Source organism: Prosthecobacter sp. (assembly GCF_044232965.1).
Lineage (GTDB): Bacteria > Verrucomicrobiota > Verrucomicrobiia > Verrucomicrobiales > Verrucomicrobiaceae > Prosthecobacter.
Genome location: NZ_JBIIKX010000010.1, coordinates 52210 through 71712, shown reverse-complemented (window position 1 = coordinate 71712; position 19503 = coordinate 52210). Strand labels below are relative to the sequence as shown.

The following is a 19503-nucleotide window of genomic DNA, read 5'->3' as shown; positions in this document are numbered from 1 at the left end:
GAAAGATTCAAGGTAGATGCACGAACTCCGGTGAGTTCAGCACGGCCCAGGTCATGTCTTCGAGACGCTCGCGCCAGTCGGGGCGGAGAGCGGTGGTGGGTGGGTCGCCTTCGCGGGCGCGTTTTTCCATCTCGATCTTGATGCTGTTGGCTCCGGCGGAGAGATGGTTCGACCACGCGACATACTTCAAAGGCGGGCGCACGATGGGCGGTGGTCGTTGGCCCTCAGGGATGATGCGCTCGGTGAATCCAGGGCTCAGCATCTTCGCAAATGTTGCGCGCTCTTCACTGGTCGGGCGACGCGTGAGCAGGCGGAGGAAGAGTTGCTCGATGAGTTGATCGGCGGTGATGTCTTTCTGCAAGGCGAGCGCGGTGAGGCTGCCTTTTTCACTCAGCGTGGTGACCCAGCGGCCGAGCATGCCGTTGGCGAGGATGGCGGGCTGGCGGACATTCGCGGCGGTCTCGCGCACGCTCTTCGGGTCCTGACGCGAGGAGCGCCAACCGAAGTTCTCCAGCACATCGACGATGGCCTGCGCCTTTGGAATGGCGAGGCTGGGGCGGTCGCGCTCGTTCGAGAGCGAGGTGAACTCCCATGCGCGACGCGGGTGGCCGAGGCTGATCATCGCGCTCTGCGATTGCGTGCCGTCATTGTCCATCGTCAGCTCCTCGGAGTCGAGATCCTTGCCCACGGCGGCAAAGAGCGAGTCCACAATTTGTTCGGCGGTCATGCGGCGTGGCAGCGGCGCAGCGAAATCCGGCGTGGTGCCGGGCTGAAGCGGGCGCGTTTCGCGCTGGTAGGCCTCGGAGGTGAGGATGAGGCGCTGCAGGTGCTTCATGTCATAGCCGTGCGCCACGAACTCACGCGCCAGCCACTCCAGCAGCTCGGGGTGCGTGGGCTTCGAGGCCTCCCAGTCATCCACCGGCTCCACAAAGCCGCGCCCCATGAGCTGCTTCCAGATGCGGTTCACGATCACCTGCGCGAAACGCTCATTCTGCGGCGAGGTGATGAGCGCGGCGAGTTGCTCGCGGCTGTCGTCTTTCTTCGGTGAGGTGGCGCTTTGGTCAGCAGGCAGCAGTTTCTTTTCAAACAATGACGGCCATGCAGGCGCGATGACTTCACCGGGCTTCAGCGTGATCGGGATGAGCGGTTTGCGGCCGGCGAAGGTCGTCATCGGCACCGATGAGGTCGCGGGCAGCGTGATCGCCTTGCGGTTCAGCATGGCGGCCATTTCGAAGAGATCGCGCTGCTTCGACTGATGATAGGGCGAGTCGTGGCAGCGTGCGCAGGTCATCTCCTGGCCGAGGAAGGCCGTGCTGAGGATGTGCGCCTTCGCGGCCATCGGCACATCGTTTTCCGCCGCCATCGAGAAGCCCGCCGGCCCACCCGCAAGCACGCCGCCCTCCATGCGCACGAGTTCGGTGACGAAGCGGTCCATCGGCAGGTTGTCGCTTAGCGCCTCGTGAATCCAGAAGCGGAAGGGGCCGGAGTTGTTCAGGCTCGGCTTGAGGATGTTCGGATTCTCCGCCAGCACGTCCTGCCAATACGCCGTCCAGTGATCCGCCCAGCGCGTGTCTTTGAGCAGGCGGTCCACGGCACGCTCACGACGTTGCGGCGAGTCTTCGGCGAGGAATGATTCGATCTCCTCCGAGCTCGGCACCACGCCCACGGTATCGAGTGTGACGCGGCGCAGGAACTCAAGGTCTTCGGTCAGCGCCGTCGGCTCGATCTTCTGGTTCGCGCTGACAAAGTTCGCGCCTTGCATGATCCAGTCAGCGAGCAGCTTGCGCTGTGCATCGCTAAGCGGATCTCCCTTCGGCGGCATGATTTCTTCACCCGCGTCAGGATGGATCATGCTGATGAGCTGACTCTCGGCAGGTTTGCCGGGAACGATGGCTGGTTTGCCCGATTCGCCGCCTTCCAGCGCGGCTTCGAGCGTGTTCAGGCGCAGGCCGCCCTTCGCCTTCTCTTCATGACAGCGGAAGCAGTTCTCCGCGAGGATCGGCTTGATCTGCTTCGCGAAATCAATGCCACCAGCGGCATGTTTCCCTGCCGTGTTAGCCTTGGCCCATGAGGATGCGAGTAGCGTGTCGATGCCCGCCTGCTTCAGCGACTTTTTCTTGGCGATGACCTCACGCGCCTGCTCGTGACGCTGTGCCCAATACACGTCTTGTTTCGCCCGCAGGCTCTGGCGCTGCTTCTGATCATGCACGGCATAGAATGCGAGGCGCTCTTTGCGGAAGTCAGCCCAACCTTCATCGGTGAGCGGCACGACTTTCTCCGCAGGCGTGAGCAGCGTGTGCAGGCCATCGGCTTGACGCAAGCTGAGGCTCGTCTCGCCCAGCGTGGTGCGCACGCGACCGTTCCCGGCGATCATTTCAAAGACGTAGTCATGCGGCTTGCCATCGCTGTCGATGCTGATGCGTGTTTCGCGATCTCCAGGGCCGAGCAATCGCAACGCAGGGCCGCTTTTCTCCGCTTCTGCATGCTCCACTTCGTTATGCGCACCGCCGCCGGTCTGACCGAAAAGGATCTCGGCGATCACCTTGCCATCCATCCACAAGCGCCCCTGACCACGCACGCGCATGAGCAGCTCTTGCTTGCCCGCAGGCATCTCAATGCTCCCCATCGCGCGCAGCAGATACGGATTGCTGCGCTCGGCACGCACGCCGGTGTCCGTGTATTTCTGCGCGATCTGGAAGAAGCCGAACACGTCCTCCTCATACACATCCACTGGCTGCGGATACTGGCGAGGCCACTTCGCGGCTTTGCCGATGTTCTCGACGATCTCCACACGCACCTTGCCCTTCGGCAAACCACCCTCAGGCAGCACTGGCGTGTAAGGCTCCACCGGATAACGCGCGGCAATGGTCTTCTCCGGCAAGATGCCGCGATACAGCCGCACCTCGTCCATGAGCCCGTCAAAGCTCACGCTCTCCTTTTTGCCCATCGACGTGCCGAGCCAGACCTCGTCATCGTCCACCACCGGAGCCTGCTTCGTCGCTCCGCCCATGTCCCAAGCACCCGGCGCAAGCTCACCATCAATGTAGCCGCGAATCGTCTCCGGTTTGCCAAACTCATAGGTGATGGCGACATGATGCCAACCGCTGCCAGTCGCGAGGCCACCCGTCGTCGTCCAGCGATGCCAGTCGCCCGCGTGATCGCCATCCTTGCGGCTGCGGAAGAGAAAGCTTGGCCGCAGGAAGCCGCCGCTGTCCCACAAGCGCAGCCCATAGTTTTGATTGTCCGAAGCCTGGCCCGGATTCGATGTGCGGCCTTTGCCGATGATGTAAACATTCCCGCCCTTCGGTGCCGAGGCCGGATTCACCCACGCCTCAATGGTGATCGCGTCGCCATTGTCGAAGTCGAAGATGCTTTTCTCACCCGTGTCCTTCACACGGATGAAGCTGCCCTTCGCTCCCTCGAAGCGCGCCGCTTTGTTCGAGGCCTGGATATGCTTGAACTGCTTCGGCGACGGCCCGTCCTGCTGAAACACCACACCGCCTTCGGCTTTCCCGATGTCCGCCTTGTCACCATCAAATGCCCACTGCGCGACAGGCATGGGATCAGCGGCGAACGAGACACTTGCCAAGGCGAGGAGAGATAACACAGACTTTTTCATGAGAAACAGGGGCGGAAATACGGTGGCATAAAGACGCTTCATGCCGTCTCGGGCATGAAGGTCGGAAACACAACGCCTTTGGCACCAGCGACTGGCGCGGTGGATTGCGCGACGTGAAGTTCGACATTGCGTGCGCCCCACGAATAAGCCGTGCGCACGAGATTTGCGGCAGCACAAGGCACGAGGAAGACCAAGGTCTTGCCACGCAGGCCGTCGAGCGCGCGCCAGAGCAGCGCGGCGGCCGTTTCTTCATCGGCAGCGACACCGGGACCGATCATGCTGAAGGACGGATGCGTGCTCATGGCGAGGAAACCGTTCAACGAGCCGTCCTCGCTCTCCGAAACGAGCACGCGCCACGATCCGACTTTGTTTTGCAGGAAGAAGGCGAAGTCCTTCTCGCGGCGGATGCCTTGCTGCGAGTGTTCGAAGTCGGCGATGCGCGCGGCTTCGTCGGATCGAGCTTCACGCACGCGAGCAGACCCCGTTGGTGGGGGAGAAGTCATGCCGCCCTCCGGCACGGTGATGAGCATGTCTTGAAAAATCGCGCCGGGGACGAATCCAAGCCGCGTATAGAGCGAGAACGAATCGAGATTCAGCAGGCTGGACACCAGACGCGCGGGTTTGCCGAGATTGCGGGCTTTTTCGAGCACTGCGACCATCATCTGCTTCGCAATGCCGCGTCCGGCCGCTTCTGGTGCCGTCGCCACGATGCCGATGGCGACATGCGTCTCGCGTTCGTGCGAGAAACACACGCCCAGCACTTCGCCGGTCTGCGTGTCACGCGCGGTGACGGCTTCACCGGGATCGAGAGCTTCATACACCTCGGGGAAGAGCAGAAACGGCTCGTGGCTGTCGCCAAACTTGGCTCCTTGGCGGAGGCGGCTTTCATACCACTGCACCAACGAGCGATGCAGTAGTTTGGCGACGGCTTCGTGATCCGCAGCACTGAGCGGACCGCATGAAATGGAAAAGGACATAGCGGTGATCAGACGACTTCCCAGCCTTTGCGATACGTCTCCTTGATGAAGGGCTCAGCCGCTGGCAGACCGGTGGCTTTCATGCCTGGAGCATCCCACTCGATGGGCTTCTGCGTGCGCAGCGACAGCAGGCCCAGCAGGGCGATCTCCGTGAGGTGCGCTGCATAGGCAAACGGACTCGTCGCAGGTTCGCCGCCTTTGCAGGCATCAATCCAATCGCGGTGATGGCCATTGGAGCGCTTCAGCTTCGGCGCGGGCTTCTGGTATTCGGCGCGGCGTGCGTCGGGGAAGAGTCGTGGTGCTCCGCCGCCACCATCGCATTGGATGACTCCCTTTTCGCCGATGAAAAGGCAACCGCGCTTCGGCAGCGGGAAGCGGCCGAGCGCCTCGGGAGTGCGTGGCATCATGCCGCCGTCATACCACGTCATGCGAATCTCAGGCCGAGATCCGGCAGCGGGGAAGGTGTAATAAATGAGCGCACCATGCGGCGCGATCTCGCTGTCCATCAGGCCTGCTGCATGAGCCTCAATGCGCGAAGGAATCGGCAGGTCAAAGGCACGCACGGCGGTGTTCATGTCGTGGCAGGCGAAGTCGCCGATACCCGTGCAGCCAAAGTCCCAGAAATCACGCCAGGCCACCGGGAAGTAGGCAGGATTAAAAGCACGTTCCTGACGTGGCCCGAGCCATAGATCCCAGTTCAGGCCCGCAGGCACCGGCGGCGTGTCGGTCGGCTTGCCGGTGAGCGCTGGATTCCATCGCTTCGCACCCACCCACACATGGATTTCCTTCACCGCGCCGATCGCGCCGTCCTGGATGTATTCGATGGTCTCACGCGTGCCGAGCGAGGAATGCCCCTGGCTGCCGAGTTGAGTCGCCACACCGGTTTCGGCGGCCACTTTGGCGACGTGACGCGCCTCCCAGATGTTATGTGTCAGCGGCTTCTCACAATACACATGCTTGCCCGCCCGCATCGCGATCACCGAGGCATAGGCGTGCAGATGATCCGGCGTGGCGATGAGCACCGCGTCGATGGATTTCTCCTTCTCCAGCATCTCGCGGAAATCGACATAGTCGGCACAGCGATGGTTCGGCGTCTTCGTCGCGTAGTGCCTCTCAATCTCCGCCTTCACCGGCAGGCGGCCGCCCATGCCTTTGAAGTAGAAGTTCTCCAAGCTGAACGACTCCGCCGGGTCCGCCACCGCGATGATCTGCGCATCATCGAGTTGAATCAGCGCCCGCACGTTCGTCCGCCCCTGCCCGCCGGTGCCGATGATCGCCACGTTCACCTTCTCACTCGGCGGCACATATCGCGGCCCGCCGAGCACATGCCGCGGAACAATGTTAAACGTCGCCACCGTGGCGGCGGCGGTTTTGAGGAAATGACGGCGTGAGGAGGGAGAGGAAGTCATGCGTGAGACGATACGCGGGAAGTCCGCCAATCTTCGTGCGCTGACCGGCTCTTCCTGATTGAAAGGACCGCCGCAGCGGATCTGACTGTCTTGAATGAATCGCCTCAAACGTGATGATGCAATGCTGCAAACACCAAAAACGCTTGGACAATTGGGGAACCTGAGCGGTTAAGTCGCCACAGATCAAATGGTGAGCTTTGATTCTGTGGTTCCCAAAAGCTCCACGACAAATCTTCATGAAGCGTATCTTTGAAACTTACTTCACCTCCTGGTGGCTTCCGTCCTTGGTTTACTTGGGGCTTTTGGCTGGGTTTTCCGGGGCGGTACTTTCAACCTGGAGACCGCTGGTTGTCGCGGCCGATTGTCTCACCTGGATGATGGGCATCGCTCTTTTGGGGCTTCTTGCCGTGTCCATCAGGCATTTCATCAAGAAACAATGGGGCAAAGGCTTCGTAAGCCTGCTTCTGATCGTGGGGTGTGGGGTTGCGACAGTGCTGGCTGTTGGCTTTTTGGCCTTTGCCACCATGTTCGGCCCCAGCGAAGACGGTTTTGCTGATAATCTCAAAATTCCCGAAGGCATCGAGATTGCTGAGCCGGAGCGGGATGCGAGCGAAGAAAGCGAAGCTGCATCTTTCGGTGGCACTGACGAACTCCAAGACGCCGTCCGCAAAGCGCTGACCATCCCCGGTAATGACAAGGTTGAGTTAACACCCGACATGCCATCTATTCGGAAGGCGGCAACGGATCACGCAGTCACCTTCATGGAGTATGTCGAAGCCTCGCCAGACTGGCATGTATTTCTTGAACGCGGGAACCGCTTTGCCTCAAGAAGTTGGAGTTATGGTGGAGAGCCTCGTGATGAGCTACATGGTTACATCTCAGATTTCATCGATGCGGCCCGCTTCCAAACTAGGTGCCTTCTATGCCTGGATCGGAAACAGTGGAGCAGCTATTCAGTCCAGCATGAGGAAGAGGGAAAGAACCCGATATTGCCCGAGATGACCAAAGGCAATGAATTGCATGAAAGCCGGGTGATGATCGAATGTGGCGGAGTCTGGATCGAACTCTTTGAGCAGTCGGACAACCTTGAACGGCGAGTCACCAAGGCCACGATGGCAGCTTTGGAGAAGGAGTTTTCGGAGTTTCTGGCGAACCCGAAGGCTGCCGCAGCAAAAGCCCGGGGCCGATCCAGTGAACTGGCAAAGCGCTTGGCCGGCCCTGGCACCCATGGCTTTAGGTTACTCACGGGCATGCAACCTGGAATCTACACCGTGGCTTACTCGCTCAATCCTGGTGAAGCTGGCTCTGTGTATCTGAAAGCTTTCGAAGTCACACAAGGCACGCCGTTGTCCGCGACCAGGTTGGAGGAGAAATCAAAGACCCGGATGACTTGGTCCAATAGTCCCGAAGAGCGCTTCGGTGCCAAAGCTGGTTTCACCGTTTACGAAGGCGATTGGGGCAAGCCATACGCCGCAAGGTTCGAAGTTTGGTTCGAGCCGGACTCAGGCAAAGGCCAGCGCAAGCTCTCTGAGCGAGTTTTCAAGATCGAAGGATGGCAGAGGTGAGATTCAGTGTGGAGTTGGGCTGCCTCCTGACCATCCCAGTCAGTCCCGAGCCACTTTTTCTGCCCGCTCAATGATCCTCGTGACATCCTCATCGAGCAGAAAACCCTCCGCCTGGAGCTTATTCGCGGCTGTGGTGAGACGCGTCAGATACTCTGACTGCGTTGGATAGCGTTCTTCGAGAGCGAAACGCGGGTCGCCGGTCTTCTCGCGCTCAGCTTTTGTTTTGGCGAAGGGGATGAACATGCCGTCGAGGGGTGAGAGCATCGTTTCCGCGCCGACTTGAGGCGAGCGGAGGTTCCAGCCGGTGTAGGTACCGAGAGGCACGGCGACCTCGGGGAGCACGATGCCGCTGGTTTCATTGCCGTCGCCATTCACGGCGGGCAGGAGCGCCTGGAAGGGCTTTCCGGCCTTTGGCGGGATGATGTCAGCGATGCCTTCGCCCTGGAAGCGCGGGCCGAAATCGAGTCGCGGAGGCTGGTAGGCATGGGTGGGCAGGTTGAGGCCTGGAATCTTCGGAAACTGCGATTTCCATGTGTCGAAGGTCACGAGGCTTTGATCGGCGAGACGTGGATGACGGCTCGGCGGCGGTGTTTGACCATTTTTCACCCACTCGACGAGATGCATGAGCATCGCACGCAGCACGGGGCCGCGATCATCGAACGTGTTGCGCGGCTGCTGGCAGATGCCGGGAGTTCCATCGCTCTTGCCGAGGTGCTGCGCACCGGCCACGAGATACACACGGACGTCGTCCGGCAAGGTGATGTCCGTTTTTCCCTCCACATCGGTGTGCAGCAGCGAGGCGGCGCGGCTCCAGTATTCGGTGGAGGTTTGCGTGAAGAGAATGCGAGGCGTGTGGCCGGACTTCCGCGAACGGGCGATCGAATCACCTGACTCGCCCGTGACGGGATCGTTCTGCGGCAGCGGTGCAAGCGGGAAGAACTCGCTGCCGGAAAGATGGCCCTCGTGCTGCGTGCCATACTCCGTGCTCATGCGGAAGCGGTGATTGAACATGCCCTTGCCCGAGCCGGCGACGTGGATCAACGCACCATCAAACACCGCACGGCCACGCTCGTCGGTGTTCAATCCTTCAAAGAGGAAATGGTGAATCACACGCCCCGACTGCGAGATGCCGAACACGCTGGCTTTTTGCACCGCGCCAGCGAGTGGATTTGTCTCGCCCGGCGCATGGCGGAAGAACGAAACGCAATCCCGCATCGCCGTGAGACCGAGACCAGTCACGCGCGGCTCCTTTGCCGTGTAAACGAGGTCGTAAAGCCAGCCGGGTCGCAGACCGGCCTTCACATAGACATGCGTGGCATCGGGAATGAGCCTCTCATCCTCCCAACGTCCAAACACCCACTCCGCACGCGGCACCTCGATGCCATCTGCGCCGCGATGCGGTCGCATCGTGAGCGTGGCGTCGGCGTTGTCGAGACTCACTGACGGAAAGGCCGCTCCGATGCCCCACGGGCTCCACGAGAAGGCGCGGCTGAAGACTTTTTCCGTGCTTGTGATCTCCAGATGCGCTTTGCCGGTGATCGTCTTGCCGTTCTCCGTCGCGATGGGCAGACCGCACAGCAAACGCTGTGTGTCATCCGCCTGCACCTCGCCATTCCAGCCGCACCACAGCACGGAGAAGCCATGCTTCATGAGAAAACCGTGGCCCGCATGCGCCTCCGTCTTCGGATCATTCGTGCGCTCGCCATCATTGAAGGTCCACAGCGCCAGCATGTTGCCGCGATTGTTCACGTCGTAGAGCAGTTGCCCGTTGCCCTTCTTTGCATCGACCGGCTTCAGCAAAAAGAAGTCCGTCCAGCTCTCGACCTTGCCGCGTGCGTTGAGCGGTGCCCGTTTCAAGTCGCTAATGCGGGCATTGGCCTCGTTCGTGGGATCGGTCTCGATGAACATGCGTCCCTTAAGACGCTCGTAAGCTCCGGCGGGGCCGAAGACCTTGCCAACCGCAAACATAGAGCGCTCGGCGAGCTCGACGCGCACGACTTCGGCGCACAAAGGGTTGAAGCAAAGGCAGGCAACCAGGATAGCAATAATCGAACGTGGTTTCATCGAACAGGTGAATCAGATCATTGGACTGACGCGCTGGTTTCCTTGGCAAGCGCACGCGTTTTTTTCTTCCACATAGCCGTGTCGGTCTCGATGCAGCGTAGGACGACCTCAGCCTCGAACTTCGTGCCCGCGGCGACGGTCGCGTTGGAGTAGAGGTGGTTGTAGAGCTTGTGATAGACGGTCTTGTCCCAGTAGAAGGTCTTCATGCCCTGCCCGACGAGCGTCTTCGGATACCAGACCAGTGTCGCACGCTGGGATTTCGGATCGTGAATCGCGGTCCATTTCACATCCTCGCGCAGTTGATGACCACCCATGCTGTCGAAGATGCCTTCCACGGAAGTGCCATCCGCTTTCTCCGCCATCCACTCCGTCGTTGTCGGCAGAAAGGGATGCATGAAGCCATACAGCACGCCGATCTTCACCTCCTCGGTGGTCTCGTAGCGATGCTGTTCGATCACGCGATCCTCCATGACGGTATAAATCGCCTCCAGCTTGATCGTGCCCATCATGGATTGTTTCCGCAGCTCCGCGTGCTGGCCGCGATAGACGGCCTTGTCCTTCAGTTCGCAGGCTTTGCCATCCACGGTCAGCACAGCACTTGTCACCTTTTCCACACCGCCCTCGTTGTGGCCCGTGCCTATCCATTTGCCTCCGACGGGTAAAAAGACGGTGCCGTAGAATCCGGTGCGATCGGTGATGATGGCTCCCTTGTGCAGGATGCGACTGATCGTCCAGGCGCGATCTCCGGCAAACTCGATGGTCATGTCACGCGTCTCGACCGTGACGTAGGCCACCGGTCCCGGCTTCTCTCCTGCGGCGTATGAATGACCGGTGAGGAAACCCAAAACGAGGAGAATAAACAGAGAGCGATGCATTGGAAACAAACGCTCTGTCAAAAGCCGATATTCGTCGCGAATCGGAGCACGGCTTGTGCAGACTAGGCTAGGATCTCCTTCACCACACTGCCGCCTTGCAGCCCCGTGAGCCGGATGCGGCGACCTCCACTCACAACGGCGAGGTTTTCGTGATCGAGACCGAGCAGATGCAGGATCGTGGCGTGCAGATCACGGAAGTGGACTTTGCCATCGACCACCTCGCTGCCGTTTTCGTTCGTGCTGCCATGCACATGGCCAGCTTTCACGCCGCCGCCAGCCAGCCAGAAGGTGAAAGCGCGATGCTGATGCCCGGTTTGATCTTTGTCCTGTCCGGGCGTGAGACCTGGACGGCCGAACTCACCGCCCCAAACCACAAGCGTATCCTCCAGCAAGCCGCGCTCATCGAGATCGTCGAGCAGCGCGGCAATGGGTGCATCGGTGGTGGCGCAGTTTGCCGTGAGATCGCGGCGATGATCCGTGTGCTGATCCCAACTACCGTGCGTGATCTCGATGAAGCGCACGCCAGCCTCGCAGAATCGCCGTGCCAGCAGGCACTGGCGGCCAAAGTCGCTCGCCTTGCAGGTGCCTGCGGCGAAGTTTTTGCCTACGCGATAGCGCTCCAGTGTCGTCGTTGACTCCTGGCTGAGATCGAGCAAATCAGGGGCCGCCGCTTGCATGCGGAAGCCAAGCTCCATCGTTTGAATCACGCCTTCGAGCTGCGCATCATCGGCACGCAGGCCGAGATGATCGCGATTCATCGCCTGGACGAGATCGAGCTGGCGGCGCTTCACGCTCATGGGCAGGTGATCGCTGAAGATATTGCTGATCGTGGCCTTGCTCATGTCCTCGCCATTCACACCGATGGGCGTGCCGCCAAACACGGACGGAAGCTGCGCGGCGCTGTATTCAGCAGGCTTCGCGGTGTTGAAACTGATGAAGCCGGGCAGGTTCATGTTTTCCGTGCCCAGGCCATACGCCACCCATGCACCCATGCTCGGGCAGGGTCGCAGGCGGTCGCCTGTGTGCAGTTGCAGCATCGACTGCGCGTGGATGCTCGTGTCCGCCGTCATGCCGTTGAGCACACAGAGCTTGTCCGCATGACGCGCGATGTTTGGCAACAGCTCACTCACCCACAGACCACTTTGCCCGCGCCGTTTGAATTCCGCGATGGACCCCGCGTGCGGCTTCTTCCCGACCTGCGGCTTGTAATCAAAGGTGTCCATCTGCGCCGGACCACCGCCCATGTTCAGGAAGATCACACGCTGTGCCCGTGCTTTAACCCGTGGTGGTCTCGCGATTAAGTCCGCAGCCCCCGCCATGCCTGACATCGCCAGATAACCGAACCCGCATGAGGCGGTGTGCAGCATCTGGCGGCGGGAAAGATGAAAATCAGCGGGCATGGCAACCCCTAACTACGAGGCCATCATCAGCACCCTTTCCTGTCGAGAGTTCCGTTCATACCACACCTGTCTCTGAGACCAAACAAACGAGGGGCGGACCGGAGTCCGCCCCTCGTCATCAGTTCTGGGGGGTGAAATTAGGCCAGACGCGGTTTCACAAGCGTTTCAAGGCGGTTCACACCGCGACGAATGCGCGCTTTGATCGTGCCGAGGGGTTCGTGCAGTCGCTCGGCCACCTCGGCCTGGGTCAGGCCACTGAAGTAAGTGAGCTCGATGGCCTCGCGCTGATCGGGCGTGAGACGGGAGACAGCCTGGTGCAGAATGCCGTCGCGCTCCTTGAATTCGAGGTTTTCATGGCCGGAAGGCTCGAACTCAAACTGGTCCTTCTTATTCTCGGTCTCAAAGTCATCGTTAAGCCTGGAGCGGCGCTGCTTGGAGCGGATGCGGTCGATGGCGCGGTTGCGGGCCAGCGTGGTCAGCCATGTGAGCGGCTTGCCTTTGCGCGGTTCATAGAGGTGGGCCTTGTTCCAGACCTGGACGAGCACCTCCTGCATCACATCCTCCGTGTCGTGGTGATCGTTCAGGACGTTCGAGATGGAGGCAAAAATGAGGCCGCTGTATTTTTTGTAGAAGGCCTGGAAGCTGACCGCGTCGCGCTCAGAAATGCGCTTCAGGAGGCGAATATCTTCTTCGATGTTCGGATCTACAACGGGGTTGGTTTCGATCGCAGTCATGAGTTGGGTTTGTGAAGGGTTTCGCGGTGATGCTGCGACAAAAGCAGGATTTGTCAAAGATTTGTTTTCGTTTTGTCTAATGTTATGGGGTGTTTTACCCATTTTTGTCGAAGTTTAGTCGCAATGTTTGGGACAGGCCTTCACCGCTCCTTTGAGAAGCTGATTTGGCAGCGAATATTCCCGGAATGGGTGAGCCGACTTCAAAATGTATCTGCTTCAGGCCAAGCAGCCGGCCGGTCCTGCGGTGAGGTCACGGCTTTTTCTTCTTCGCCGCCTTCGCAGGGGCGGCGGCACGGCCATCGGGTTTGGATGCGTCGTAGGCCGTGTTTTTCATCGGCATGAGCGCTCCGACCTCTGTTTGCCAAGCTTGCAACTCGGCCAGCAGCGTTTTCACGCGCCCGGGATGCTGCGTGGCAAGATTCTTTGTCTCACTCAAATCCTCTCGCAGGTTGTAAAGCTCCGGCGCATCGGGTTTTTCGAACCACTGGATGAGTTTCCAGTCGCCCCGGCGAATCGCAGCCCCCGGCGCACCGCCTTGGTTGCCGTAGTGCGGATAGTGCCAGCACAAGGCACGCTCGGGCAGATCACCCTTGCCTTCGAGCAGCGGGCGCAGGCTCACGCCGTCAATCTTCGGGGTCGTTTTGTCACCGGCCACATCCATGAGTGTGGCGAAGTAATCCGGGCTGCACACGGGCGTGTCGATGGTTTGTCCAGCTTTGAGCACCCTAGGCCAGCGGATAAGCAGCGGTTCGCGAATGCCACCTTCGTAGAGCCAGCCTTTGCCGCCACGCAACGGCAGATTCGACGTCGGCGAACCTTCGCTGGTGCTCAGGCCGCCGTTGTCAGAGGTGAAAATGATCAGCGTGTTCTTGGCGAGGTCGAGTTCGTCGAGCTTCGCCAAAATCTTGCCCACGGCGAGGTCCATGGCCTCGACCATCGCGGCATAAACCGCGTGTTCCTGGACGAGACGCACATCACGCGGTTCCTCGCGGCCAAATTTCGGCTCCAGACCGAGCTTTTGGCGTTTCGCCTCGTATTTGGCCGTCAGATCGGCACGGGCGTTCAGCGGCGTGTGAACGTCATAGAAGGCGTAGCAGGCGAAGAAGGGCTTGTTCTTGTTCGCTTCGATGAACTTGCAGGTCTCCGTCGCCAGACGGTCCGGCAGATGCTCGCCGGGCGGACCGTCGGGCAGACGCGGGTTGTTGTAGGGCGTGAAATACTTCCCCGGGCCATAGGGACCACCGCGATCCACGCCGCCCATGTTGATATCGTAGCCCTGGTTCTCCGGCCAGAAGCCTTCGGGGCCAAGGTGCCACTTCCCGGCGAAAAACGTCGCGTAACCCGCTGCCTTCATCATCTCTCCCATCGTCACTTCCTCATGTGCGAGACGATCCACATACGGCGCAGGCAGCAGCAGCGTGTTGCGCTTCCAAGCATCCGGCGTCTTGGCCGCGCCGATGTAATCCGTCACTCCCGTCCGCTGGGGCCAGCGGCCCGTTTGCACGGCAGCGCGAGTCGGCGAGCACACCGGGCAGGCAGCGTAACCGTTGGTGAAAAGCGCTCCTTCCTTGGCAATGCGATCCAGATTCGGCGTCTCATAAAACGTGCTGCCGTAGCAGCCCAGATCACGCTGACCGAGGTCATCAGCGAGGAGGAAGATGACGTTCGGCTGCGCCGCAAAGGCCGAATGCAGAAGGGCGAATGACGAAAGCAGCAGGATAAGACGGGACATGGCCGCAGGTAACGACGCATTCGCCAGCCACCTTGCCCCCATCTGCTTTTCGGCCCCCGCCTTCCCCCTTGCGCAGCGGACGAATCCGCCGACTCTACGCGCCCTTTTTCCGCCATGATCCCCAACGCCTTCCGCACCCTTCATTGCAACGCCGTCCGCACAGAGCACATCGGCCAGACCGTCACGCTCTGTGGCTGGGTGAATTCGGCACGCGACCACGGCGGCGTTATCTTCATCGACTTACGCGACCGCGAAGGCCTCACCCAGGTGGTCTTCCGCCCCGAAGAGAACGCCGAACTGGCCGCGCAGAGCCACACGTTGCGTGATGAGGACGTGCTGCAGATCACCGGCAAAGTTGCCGAGCGTCTGAAAGGCACCGAAAACGCCAAGCTGCCAACCGGCGATGTCGAAATCGTCGCCACCGAATGCAAAGTGCTCAACAAGGCCGACGTGCTGCCCTTCCACCTCGACCGGGAGCTGTCCAACGAGGATCTGCGGATGAAATACCGCTACCTCGACCTGCGCCGCGAGCGCATGAACAAGAACATCCGCACGCGCCACAAGATCACCAACTCCGCGCGCAACTACCTCGACGCCGCTGGCTTCGTGGAAGTGGAAACACCGATCCTGAGCAACCCGACGCCTGAAGGTGCCCGCGACTTCCTCGTGCCCGCCCGTTTGAACCCCGGCAAGTTCTACGCGCTGCCACAGGCCCCGCAGCAATACAAACAGCTCATGATGGTGGCTGGTTTGGAGCGTTACTTCCAGATCGCCCGCTGCTTCCGCGATGAAGACCTGCGCGCCGACCGCCAGCCGGAGTTCACACAGATCGACATCGAAGCCAGCTTCATTGAACGCGACGACATCGTGACGCTCGTCGAGGGCTTGCTCGCTAGCATGTTCAAAGCAGGCACTGGACGCGACATCCCCCTGCCCTTCCCGCGCCTGACGTATCAGGAGGCGATGGACCGCTACGGCTCCGACAAACCTGACACACGCTACGGCAATGAGATCGTCGATATGGCCGATGTGTTCGCCAGCAGCGGCTTCAAAATCTTCCGCAGCACCATCGAAAATGGCGGCGTCGTGCGTGCCATCAACGCGAAGGGTTTCGCGGGCATCACCACCGGCCAGATGATCCGTCTCAATGAGATCGCCATCCAGGCTGGCATGAAAGTGAAGCAGCTCGCCTTCATCAAGGTGGAGCGTGATGCCAACGGCGTGCTCGAATACAAATCGCCGCTGTGGAAGTTCTTCAGCGAAGACGAGCAGAAGGCTCTAATCGCCAAGCTCAAGGTCGAAGAAAACGACATCGTCTTCTTCTATGCCGGCACCTGGCAGGAGGCCTGCGACATCCTAGGTCGCGTGCGCGTCGAGATCGCCAACATGACCGAACTCACCAAGGACAGTACCGCTTTCAACTTCCTCTGGGTTGTCGATTTCCCGCTCCTGGCCTTTGACGCCGAGTCACAGAGCTGGGTGGCGGTGCATCATCCCTTCACCCGCCCAAAAACGGAAGACATCCCGCTCATGGAGGCCGGTGAATACGGCAAGGTGCGTGCCGAAGCTTATGACGTCGTCCTCAACGGCTACGAACTCGGCGGCGGCTCCATCCGAATCCACGAGAAAGACCTTCAAGCCAAGATGTTCAGCATCCTCGGCGTGAATGAAGAGGAACAGGCTCACAAATTCGGCCATCTCCTCGACGCCTTCCGATTCGGCGCTCCTCCGCACGGCGGTCTCGCCCTCGGCCTCGATCGCGTTGCCATGCTCGTCAGCGGCGAGGACAGCATCCGCGAAGTGATCGCCTTCCCGAAGAACAACAAGGGAGCCGACCTGATGACCGACAGCCCGACGACCATCGACTTCAAGACGCTGCGCGAGATTTACATTCAGAGCACCTTCAAGGAGAAGAAGCCAGAAGCAGGGCAGCCAGAATCCAAGTAGGTCGGCTTCAGCAAACCTGGAGTTGGCTGGCCCGATTGCAGCGCAACCGGGCCGCTTTGACGCAGAATAACCTTGTTGCGAAGCCTCCCCGGAACCGCCACACTCGCGGCCCACCTTCCCAGCTCAACGCCATGCGCTTCCCCGCGCTTTCCACCCTTCTTTTGCTTCTCATGTCGATCGCCAGCCCGTCGCATGCCGCCAGCGCCTCCGTCGAGTCCGTGACTTGGGGGAAAACCGCCGCAGGTGAAGAGGTAAAGCTGTTCACACTGCGCAATGTCGGTGGCATGGAAGCCAGGATCACCAATTGGGGCGGCTACATCGTCTCGCTGAAGGTGGCGGACAAAAACGGCAAGTTTGACGACGTGGTGCTAGGGTTTGACTCGCTGGACGGTTATCTCGCCAAGAATCCCTTCTTCGGCTGCATCACGGGCCGCTACGCCAACCGCATCGGCGGCGCGAAGTTCAAGATCGACGGTGTGGAGCACAACGTGACGCCAAACTCCGGCAAAAATCACATCCACGGCGGCAAACTCGGCTTCGACAAGAAAGTGTGGGCCGCAAAGGAGATCACTGATGGCGTGGAACTCAGCTACACCAGCGCTGACGGTGAAGAAGGTTTCCCCGGCACACTGAAATGTACCGTGACCTACACGCTCACGAAGGACAATGGCCTGCAAATCGGCTACCAGGCCACCACGGACAAGCCAACCGTCCTGAACCTCACCAACCACGCCTACTTCAACCTCGCCGGAGAAGGCAGCGGAGACATTCTGGGCCATGAGTTGACGATCCCAACAGATCAAGTCACCGCCACAGATGACGATCTGATCACCACCGGAGAAATCGTGAGCATCAAGGGCACGCCGCTCGATTTCACCGCGCCGCACACGATTGGCGAGCGCATCGGCGCGGACTTCAAGCCACTCATCCAGGGCATCGGCTACGATCACAACTACGTCCTCTCCGGCAGCGGCCTGAAGCTCGCCGCCATCGTGAAGGAAGCGAAAAGCGGGCGCGTGATGACCGTGCGCACGACGGAGCCCGGTGTGCAGCTATACACCGGCAATCACCTCAACGGCGTGAAGGGCAAGGGCGGTCATGTTTACAAAACCCGCCACGGATTCTGCCTCGAAACCCAGCATTATCCCGACAGCCCGAACAAGCCGAACTTTCCCAGCGTGATCCTGCGTCCGGGCGAGACCTTTCAGAGCACCACGATTTACCAGTTTTCTGCCGAGTGAGCGCCACCACCGTCCTGACCGATCGAGTCCCCCTGTTTGAAACCGAGCCGCCCGCCTTCGTGCAGGAGCAGGATTTCGCCGCCCGCCAGTATCGCGGTCGTCGCGACAACCAGGAGGACTACTATGCCTTTGCCGATGCCGCCGAACCCGAAGAGCGCAGCCTGGAGCGCCTGCTCCTGGTCGTAGGTGATGGCCTCGGCGCCCACGCTGGTGGCAGCGTGGCGAGCTACATCGGTGTGAACGCCTTTGTGCGCGCCTTCCATGAGCAAGACGGGCCGGTGGCATGGAAGCTCAAGCACGCGGTCGAGACCGCGAACGAAACGCTCGGCTTCATCACCAGCCGCATGCCCAGCGTGGCCCCGCCCATGGGCACCACGATGGTGGGCGCGCTCATCACGCCGAAGACCCTGCAATGGATCAGCGTGGGCGACTCGCCGCTGTTTCTCTTCCGTGAGGGTGCCTTGATCCGCCTCAATGCCGACCACAGCCTCTCCCCGCTCATCGACGCCCGCGCCGAGCGCGGTGAGATCACTCACGAAGAGGCAGCAAACCACCCCGACCGTCACACGCTCCAGGCCGCTCTGCTCGGCATGCCTTTGATGATGATCGACGCCCCCAATGATCCGATGCCGCTGAAATCAGGCGACATCGTCATCTCTGCCAGCGACGGCATTTTCACTCTCACCGACAAAGCTCTGGAAGAGCTGCTCAGCTTCGGCAAGCACACCACGGCGGACAAGATCGCCGACGCGATCATCTTCGCCATTCGTCGCATCAACAATGACCGTCAGGACAACACGACGGTCGGCGTGGTAAAGATCGCCTGATCAAAGGCCCAATTCGCGTTTCACGATCTCCACGCCGGCGCACATGCTGGCGAGCTTCTTCTTCGCGGCCCAGCGGGCGGTTTGGGAGAGGCCGCAGTCGGGGGCGAAGACGAGTTTGTCCGCAGGCGCATGTTTCAAACACGCACGCACCGCATCGGCGATCTGCTCGGGCGTTTCGATGTGGTAGCTCTTCACGTCGATGATGCCGACGGCGACGTCGTAGCGCTCGGACATGAGTTTGATGACGTCGAGCTCGGCGTATTCGCGGTTCGCCATCTCGACGTGGACTTCATCGCAGTGGAGATCGAGGAAGGCGGGGAAAAGCGGCGCGTATTTGCGCCAGCCGACGGGATGGCCTTTGAAATTGCCAAAGCAAAGGTGCGTGCAGATGCGGGCCTTGCCGTAACCGCTGGCGACGGTGCGATTGAAGATGTCCACGAAGCGTTTCGTGTCTTCTCGGTAGCCGTAGCAGCTCATGCTGGGCTCATCGACGCAGATTTCCTCCGCGCCTGCCGCGACGAGGTCGGCGATCTCCTTGTTCACGATGGGTAACAGAGCTTCGGTGATGGCATAACGATCTGCATAACGCGTATTGGGCGAAAGTCGGCCACTCAGTGTGTAGGGGCCGGGAACGGAAACTTTGAGCTTTTTGCCCGTGTGGCCCGCGAGACGCTTCAAACGCTGAAATTCCTCCACCGCGCCGAGTCCACGAGGTGCTTTCAATTCACCGACGATCTCGTGTTTGCCACGCTGGTCGTGTGCAGGCGGTCCAAAGCGTCGCGGACTGGCCGGTTCGAGTGCGATGCCCTCGATGAAGCCGTAGAAGCTCAAGTTGAAGTCAAAACGCGTCTGCTCGCCATCCGTGATGACATCCAGCCCCGCAGTGATTTGATCCTGAATCGCCACCTGCGCCGCGTCGTCCTGCATTTCCGCGATATCGGTCGTTCCGAAGCTGCCGAGGTGCTGCGCGGAGAATTCAAGCCAGCCCGGAAACGGATAGCTGCCGATGACAGAGGTGCGAAGCGGTTGGGATTTCATGTTGTGACCATGAAACGGCAGACGAGGCCGTCATGCCACGCATGAACCGCAAAGGACAACCGATGCGGCGGGAAG

The 19503-nt window shown here is 60.3% G+C and carries 13 protein-coding genes; 4 read left to right on the top strand and 9 right to left on the bottom strand.

Annotated elements, in window-relative coordinates:
- Positions 1 to 7 precede the first annotated feature (7 nt).
- The 3 genes from ACILSI_RS06520 to ACILSI_RS06510 are packed head-to-tail and all read right to left on the bottom strand — an operon-like array spanning position 8 to position 6005.
- Positions 8 to 3661, bottom strand: coding sequence for a DUF1553 domain-containing protein (locus ACILSI_RS06520; protein ID WP_395721050.1), 3654 nt, complete (start codon positions 3659 to 3661; stop codon positions 8 to 10).
- Positions 3658 to 4596 (bottom strand): GNAT family N-acetyltransferase, encoded by a 939-nt coding sequence (locus ACILSI_RS06515; protein ID WP_395721049.1) that lies wholly within the window; start codon positions 4594 to 4596, stop codon positions 3658 to 3660. The genes ACILSI_RS06520 and ACILSI_RS06515 overlap by 4 nt, the downstream gene beginning before the upstream one ends.
- An 8-nt stretch (positions 4597 to 4604) precedes the next feature.
- Complete coding sequence (locus tag ACILSI_RS06510; protein ID WP_395721048.1) at positions 4605 to 6005, bottom strand: Gfo/Idh/MocA family protein; 1401 nt, start codon at positions 6003 to 6005, stop codon at positions 4605 to 4607.
- A gap of 236 nt (positions 6006 to 6241) precedes the next feature.
- Between ACILSI_RS06510 and ACILSI_RS06505 the strand changes: the two genes are divergently transcribed.
- Entirely contained in the window at positions 6242 to 7570 is a 1329-nt protein-coding gene (locus tag ACILSI_RS06505; RefSeq protein ID WP_395721047.1) for a hypothetical protein, read from the top strand.
- A 39-nt stretch (positions 7571 to 7609) separates the two neighbouring features.
- On the opposite strand, the gene ACILSI_RS06500 is transcribed toward ACILSI_RS06505, so the two are convergent.
- From ACILSI_RS06500 to ACILSI_RS06480, 5 genes are all read right to left on the bottom strand, one after another.
- Positions 7610 to 9565, bottom strand: coding sequence for an alpha/beta hydrolase domain-containing protein (locus ACILSI_RS06500; protein ID WP_395721046.1), 1956 nt, complete (start codon positions 9563 to 9565; stop codon positions 7610 to 7612).
- An 86-nt stretch (positions 9566 to 9651) separates the two neighbouring features.
- Complete coding sequence (locus ACILSI_RS06495; RefSeq protein WP_395721045.1) at positions 9652 to 10509, bottom strand: hypothetical protein; 858 nt, start codon at positions 10507 to 10509, stop codon at positions 9652 to 9654.
- 62 nt (positions 10510 to 10571) lie between these two features.
- The gene (locus ACILSI_RS06490) at positions 10572 to 11909 is read right to left on the bottom strand and encodes a DUF1501 domain-containing protein (protein ID WP_395721044.1); all 1338 of its coding nucleotides are present in this window, start codon (positions 11907 to 11909) and stop codon (positions 10572 to 10574) included.
- 137 nt (positions 11910 to 12046) lie between these two features.
- Positions 12047 to 12643 carry an RNA polymerase sigma factor gene (locus ACILSI_RS06485; RefSeq protein ID WP_395721043.1) on the bottom strand — a complete coding sequence of 199 codons (597 nt, stop codon included), beginning with the start codon at positions 12641 to 12643 and terminating at the stop codon, positions 12047 to 12049.
- Between the two features lie 250 nt (positions 12644 to 12893).
- The gene (locus ACILSI_RS06480) at positions 12894 to 14375 is read right to left on the bottom strand and encodes a sulfatase (RefSeq protein ID WP_395721042.1); all 1482 of its coding nucleotides are present in this window, start codon (positions 14373 to 14375) and stop codon (positions 12894 to 12896) included.
- Positions 14376 to 14489: 114 nt separating this feature from the next.
- Here ACILSI_RS06480 and aspS point away from each other — a divergent pair, with 114 nt between their 5' ends.
- The 3 genes from aspS to ACILSI_RS06465 all read left to right on the top strand — a co-directional run bounded on the left by aspS (position 14490) and on the right by ACILSI_RS06465 (position 18390).
- Positions 14490 to 16322 (top strand): aspartate--tRNA ligase, encoded by a 1833-nt coding sequence (gene aspS / locus ACILSI_RS06475; RefSeq protein WP_395721041.1) that lies wholly within the window; start codon positions 14490 to 14492, stop codon positions 16320 to 16322.
- Between the two features lie 170 nt (positions 16323 to 16492).
- Positions 16493 to 17563, top strand: a complete 1071-nt coding sequence (locus ACILSI_RS06470; protein WP_395721040.1) for an aldose epimerase family protein — start codon at positions 16493 to 16495, stop codon at positions 17561 to 17563.
- A complete protein-coding gene (locus ACILSI_RS06465) occupies positions 17560 to 18390 on the top strand; it encodes a PP2C family protein-serine/threonine phosphatase (RefSeq protein ID WP_395721039.1) in 831 nt (276 codons plus the stop codon). The genes ACILSI_RS06470 and ACILSI_RS06465 overlap by 4 nt, the downstream gene beginning before the upstream one ends.
- Here ACILSI_RS06465 and ACILSI_RS06460 read toward each other — a convergent pair whose 3' ends face one another.
- The gene (locus ACILSI_RS06460) at positions 18391 to 19428 is read right to left on the bottom strand and encodes a methionine synthase (RefSeq protein WP_395721038.1); all 1038 of its coding nucleotides are present in this window, start codon (positions 19426 to 19428) and stop codon (positions 18391 to 18393) included.
- Positions 19429 to 19503: the final 75 nt, after the last annotated feature.

What these genes read in the sequence shown, in the direction of transcription:
- ACILSI_RS06470 (WP_395721040.1), top strand. Translation starts at nt 16,493, where the DNA reads ATGTCGATCGCCAGCCCGTCGCATGCCGCCAGCGCCTCCGTCGAGTCC.
- ACILSI_RS06520 (WP_395721050.1), bottom strand. Translation starts at nt 3,661, where the DNA reads ATGAAGCGTCTTTATGCCACCGTATTTCCGCCCCTGTTTCTCATGAAA.
- ACILSI_RS06485 (WP_395721043.1), bottom strand. Translation starts at nt 12,643, where the DNA reads ATGACTGCGATCGAAACCAACCCCGTTGTAGATCCGAACATCGAAGAA.
- ACILSI_RS06480 (WP_395721042.1), bottom strand. Translation starts at nt 14,375, where the DNA reads ATGTCCCGTCTTATCCTGCTGCTTTCGTCATTCGCCCTTCTGCATTCG.
- ACILSI_RS06510 (WP_395721048.1), bottom strand. Translation starts at nt 6,005, where the DNA reads ATGACTTCCTCTCCCTCCTCACGCCGTCATTTCCTCAAAACCGCCGCC.
- ACILSI_RS06495 (WP_395721045.1), bottom strand. Translation starts at nt 10,509, where the DNA reads ATGCATCGCTCTCTGTTTATTCTCCTCGTTTTGGGTTTCCTCACCGGT.
- ACILSI_RS06460 (WP_395721038.1), bottom strand. Translation starts at nt 19,428, where the DNA reads ATGAAATCCCAACCGCTTCGCACCTCTGTCATCGGCAGCTATCCGTTT.
- ACILSI_RS06505 (WP_395721047.1), top strand. Translation starts at nt 6,242, where the DNA reads ATGAAGCGTATCTTTGAAACTTACTTCACCTCCTGGTGGCTTCCGTCC.
- ACILSI_RS06490 (WP_395721044.1), bottom strand. Translation starts at nt 11,909, where the DNA reads ATGCCCGCTGATTTTCATCTTTCCCGCCGCCAGATGCTGCACACCGCC.
- aspS (WP_395721041.1), top strand. Translation starts at nt 14,490, where the DNA reads ATGATCCCCAACGCCTTCCGCACCCTTCATTGCAACGCCGTCCGCACA.
- ACILSI_RS06515 (WP_395721049.1), bottom strand. Translation starts at nt 4,596, where the DNA reads ATGTCCTTTTCCATTTCATGCGGTCCGCTCAGTGCTGCGGATCACGAA.